This is a genomic window from Mesorhizobium intechi, from assembly GCF_002879535.1.
Lineage (GTDB): Bacteria > Pseudomonadota > Alphaproteobacteria > Rhizobiales > Rhizobiaceae > Mesorhizobium > Mesorhizobium intechi.
Genome location: NZ_PNOT02000117.1, coordinates 1 through 4,320 on the forward strand (window position 1 = coordinate 1; position 4,320 = coordinate 4,320).

Consider the following 4,320-nt stretch of genomic DNA (forward strand, 5'->3'; position numbering starts at 1 on the left):
CATAGAAGATGAAGCCGTTGTCGGCCGTGGTCAGGGCTTCATTTTCGGTTTTGGGTTCGGCGTCAAATACCGCCTTGATCAGCGCCGGCGATTCCGGCAGATCCTTGACGATGGAGCCGTCCGGCCTGAGGCCGTTGCGATCGATGCCGTCTATTGTGACGTCCTTCAACTTCAGCTTGGCGGCCGCGTCGGCCAGCGAACTGCCGGAGGCGCGGGTGTCTTCGTAATTGTCGTGCACGTCCAAAAGGATACGGCTTGCCTCGCCCAGCGCCAGGTCCTTGCGGATCTGGTCGGACACTTCAGCGAGCGGCTTCACCACCTCGGGCTTGATCTCGGTAACGCGCAGCAGCACCGGACCGAAGGCGCCCTGGACGACCTGGCTGACTTCATTGGCGTTGAGCGCAAAGGCGGCATCGGCAACCGCCTTGTCGGCGATCTTGTCCTTGGCCACCGTGCCGAGCAGCGTGTCGGCCGGGGTCTTGCCTTCGGCCGTCACCAGCTTTTCGAAAGTGGCGCCGGCCTTGAGCGAATCGAGCGCGGCCTTGGCCGCATCCGGCGTCTTGAACACAAGCTGCTCGATCGTGCGCATTTCGGGCGTGGTGTAGCGCGCCTTGTTCTTGTTGTAATCGTCATTGACCTGCTGGTCGGTGACGGCGGTCGGATCCATGATGTCCACCGGCTCGAGGCGGACATAGGAGAATTTGCGGTACTCGGGTGCGGCGTAGGTCTTCTTGTTGGCCTCGAAATAGGCCTGAAGCACGCTGCCGCTCGGTGCCTCGATCGGCTCGACGAGCGTCTTGGGCAATACCAGATAGTCAACGGTGCGGTCCTCGCCGCGATAGAGCGCAACCGCCTTGAAGAAAGCATCCGGCGCCTTGAGGCCGTCCGAGACGGCCTCGACGATCTGCTGGCGCACAGCCACCTGTGCGCGGTTCTTCAGGTAATCCTCGGGCCGCATGCCGACCTGGCGCAGCATGTACTCGAATGTTCTCCTGTCGAACTCGCCGCCTGGGCCCTTGAACGCCGGGTCTTCGCGCGTCAGTTCGGCCAGTCGGTCCTTGGACAGGCCGAGGCCAAGCTTGCGGGCCTGTTCGTCGAGCACTGCGCCGGAGACAAGCTGAGCCAGGACCTGGTTATCGATGCCGAGCGCCTTTGCCTGTTCGTGGGTGAGGCGCTGACCGAACTGCTGCGACATGACGGCGAGCTGGCGATCATAGGCGAGGCGGTATTCGTTGATCGATACCTTGGTGCCACCCGCCGTAATCACCGAATCGTGGCCGGCAAAGCCGCCCATCAGCCGCCCGGAGATGCCCCAGGCGGCGAAACTGACCACCAGCAGCGAAAGCAATGTCTTCGCGACCCATGTACCCGCCGCGCTTCTCAATACACCAAGCATCGTTACTTCCGATTTATGCGCATTTTCGCATGCGCTGAGTCTGAAACAAGCGCAATAGCGCCCTTCCGGCCCACTGTCGATTGCTTTGTGGCCTGATTTTGGTAGTGAGGGCCAGAGCCTGATATTGCCCGGAGAAGCAGACCATGACGCCAGGAATTCGCCCGCTTGTCGCCGGCAACTGGAAAATGAACGGCACCAGCGCTTCGCTGAACGAGCTCAGGATGATCGGCAACGGTTTCATGAGCGGGCTCGACGCGGAGACCGAAGCCCTGGTCTGCGTTCCCGCGACGCTGCTCTCACATGCAGCGGAGATTCTGTCGCGCACGCCGGTCCATGCCGGCGGCGAGGATTGCCATACCAAGGAGAGCGGCGCCTACACCGGCTGCATCTCGGCGGAGATGCTGAAGGACGCCGGCGCGAGCCATGTCATTGTCGGCCATTCCGAATGCCGCGAACAACGCGGCGAGGACGATGCGATGGTCCAGGCCAAGGCCGCCGCCGCATGGCGTGCCGGGCTCGTGGCCATCATTTGCATCGGCGAGACGCAGCAACAGCGTGAAGCGGGCGCCACGCTCGACGTGTTGTCGCGCCAGGTCGCCGGCTCGGTGCCGCCGAGTGCGACGCCATCCAACACCGTCATTGCCTATGAGCCGGTATGGGCGATCGGCACCGGCCTGACGCCGACCGAGGCCGATGTGGCCGAAGCGCATGCGCATATTCGCGAAAGGCTCTCGGAGAAGCTTGGTGCGACTGCCGCCAAGATGCGCATTCTTTACGGCGGCTCGGTCAAGCCGTCCAACGCGGTGGAACTGCTGGGCGTCAGGAATGTCGATGGCGCCCTGGTCGGCGGCGCCAGCCTGAAAGCAGCCGATTTCCTCGGTATCGCCGAGGCCTATCGCAGCATTTCAGGGTAAGTTTCACGACGAAGGACGGGGCTGATCCCGTCCAAATTCGTTGCAAAGGGCGCGTTGCTTCCCATATTCCGGCCACGGGCTTGGAAATGCCGTGAAAGCATTGTATTGAGCCGCCTCCAATTCACCGGTCGTGTCCGCGGCCGGGCAAGGCCTTGCCAGGATAAACTATGCAAACCGTATTGATCGTCATCCATCTCATGGTCGTGCTCGCCCTCGTCGGCGTGGTGCTGCTGCAACGCTCCGAAGGCGGCGGCCTCGGCATTGGTGGCGGATCGGGCTTCATGACGGCGCGCGGCGCCGCCAACGCGTTGACCCGGGCAACGGCGATCCTGGCGGCGGCTTTCTTCGTCACGTCGCTGACCTTGTCGATCATTGCCCGTTACGGCGAAAAGCCGATCGACATTCTCGATCGGGTCCCCGCGACCTCGGACGGCGCCGGCAAGGGCGTGCTCAACCAGTTGCCTGGCACGACGACTCCGGCACCGGCCGGCAGCACCACCCCGACGCCGCCGTCGGGCAACGGCGCTGCGACGACGACTGCGCCGGCGGCTCCGGCCACCGCGCCCGCCTCCGGTGCGACGCCGCCGGCAAGCAACGGCGCCACCAACACCGCGCCCGCGGCACCGCAGGTTCCGAACAAGTAAGTTCATCTGGTCCAAACCGCGACCTGTGATCGTTTGAACACAGTCGCGGCAAATGCTGCGCGATCACGAAGATTCGACGGGCGGCAGCGTGGTCTCACGCTTGAGGCATCCGCGCTTATTCGACTATAGATTGCGCGCGGCATTTCCGGTGTCCTTGGGGGACGCCGGGCGACGCCGTTGGCAACAAGCATTGAACGATCGGATCTTCGCCATGCAGCTTCGCAGCTTCATTTTCCTGGGACTCTGCGCCGTACTCGGCCTGAGTTCCCCGGCTTTCGCCGGCGTGCCGGCCAATTTGGCCGCCAATCAGTCGGTCGACAGAACCGACGCCATCAACGTCGCAGTCAAGAGCGATGCGGCGCAGTTGAGGCTTCTCAAGAAAAAGAAAAGCCCGACACCGGACGATCTCGCCCAGATCAAGAAAATCGAGGCCAAGATCGCCGCCGACAAGGAAGACGCCAAGACCAAGGCGCTCGAAGCCAGGAAGCTGGCGATGCGCGAGGCGGCCAAGGCCAAGGCGGACGCCGAACGGCAGGCCTTCCTGGCTAAGAAGGGGAAGAGCGCGTCTACAACGGCCGAAGTGGCTGACGCCAAGCCAGCCAAGAAGACCACGAAGGTCATCGAGCCGATCGAACCGATCGCACCAATCCAGTCAGCCGAGACGCTTCCGGCAGAAGCGATGAATGTCGCTCTGACCGGCAACAACGGTGAGCTTCGCAGCGAGGTCATCGGCCAGAAGCAGCCGAGCCGCGGCCTGTTCGCCGGCCTGTTCGGCGGCACCTCGTCCGGCTCGTCGATCAGCTATTTGCCCGAGACGCGGGCTCTCGACCAGGCTCTCGCCCAGAAGGTCGCCAAGAAGCCGTTCAAGGTTAAGCCTGAATTCGTGCCGCAGGATGTGGAATTCACCGGCTATGAGCCGGGCACCATCGTCATCGACACCAGCGCGCGCCGGCTCTATCTCGTCGAATCGTTTTCGACCGCGCGTCGCTACGCCATCGCGGTCGGTCGTGAAGGCCTGCAGTTCAAGGGCACGGTCGCGGTCGGCGACAAGCAGGAATGGCCGCGCTGGATCCCGACGCTCGACATGCAGAAGCGCGAGCCCAAGCATTACGGGCAGTACAAGGACGGCATGCCCGGCGGCGGCCAGAACCCGCTCGGCGCCCGCGCCATCTACCTCTATGACGGCAAGAAGGACACGCATCTTCGCATCCACGGGACCATCGCTCCGCAGTCGATCGGAACCAGCGCTTCCAATGGCTGCTTCCGCATGATCAACGAGCACGTCATGGATCTCTACAGCCGCGTCAGGGTCGGCACCAAAGTCGTCATCATCTGACGGCTCCATCATCCTGCCGAAAGGGCCGGC

Annotated in this window: 4 protein-coding genes; 3 read left to right on the plus strand and 1 reads right to left on the minus strand. The window is 63.3% G+C overall.

Annotated elements, in window-relative coordinates; genetic code table 11:
• Positions 1-1,396 (minus strand): SurA N-terminal domain-containing protein (locus tag C1D09_RS10705; protein ID WP_143974233.1); only part of this gene is annotated, 1,396 nt, incomplete at its 3' end.
• A gap of 143 nt (positions 1,397-1,539) precedes the next feature.
• On the opposite strand from C1D09_RS10705, the gene tpiA reads away from it, so the two are divergent.
• From tpiA to C1D09_RS10720, 3 genes are all read left to right on the plus strand, one after another.
• Positions 1,540-2,310, plus strand: coding sequence for a triose-phosphate isomerase (tpiA, locus tag C1D09_RS10710; RefSeq protein WP_143974234.1), 771 nt, complete (start codon positions 1,540-1,542; stop codon positions 2,308-2,310).
• A 167-nt stretch (positions 2,311-2,477) separates the two neighbouring features.
• Positions 2,478-2,954, plus strand: a complete 477-nt coding sequence (secG, locus tag C1D09_RS10715; RefSeq protein WP_143974235.1) for a preprotein translocase subunit SecG — start codon at positions 2,478-2,480, stop codon at positions 2,952-2,954.
• A gap of 211 nt (positions 2,955-3,165) precedes the next feature.
• On the plus strand, positions 3,166-4,290 hold the full coding sequence (locus C1D09_RS10720; RefSeq protein ID WP_143974236.1) for a L,D-transpeptidase: 1,125 nt from the start codon (positions 3,166-3,168) through the stop codon (positions 4,288-4,290).
• Positions 4,291-4,320 lie beyond the last annotated feature (30 nt).

Coding starts and splice junctions, on each gene's coding strand:
- tpiA (WP_143974234.1), top strand. CDS start 1,540: ATGACGCCAGGAATTCGCCCGCTTGTCGCCGGCAACTGGAAAATGAAC.
- secG (WP_143974235.1), top strand. CDS start 2,478: ATGCAAACCGTATTGATCGTCATCCATCTCATGGTCGTGCTCGCCCTC.
- C1D09_RS10720 (WP_143974236.1), top strand. CDS start 3,166: ATGCAGCTTCGCAGCTTCATTTTCCTGGGACTCTGCGCCGTACTCGGC.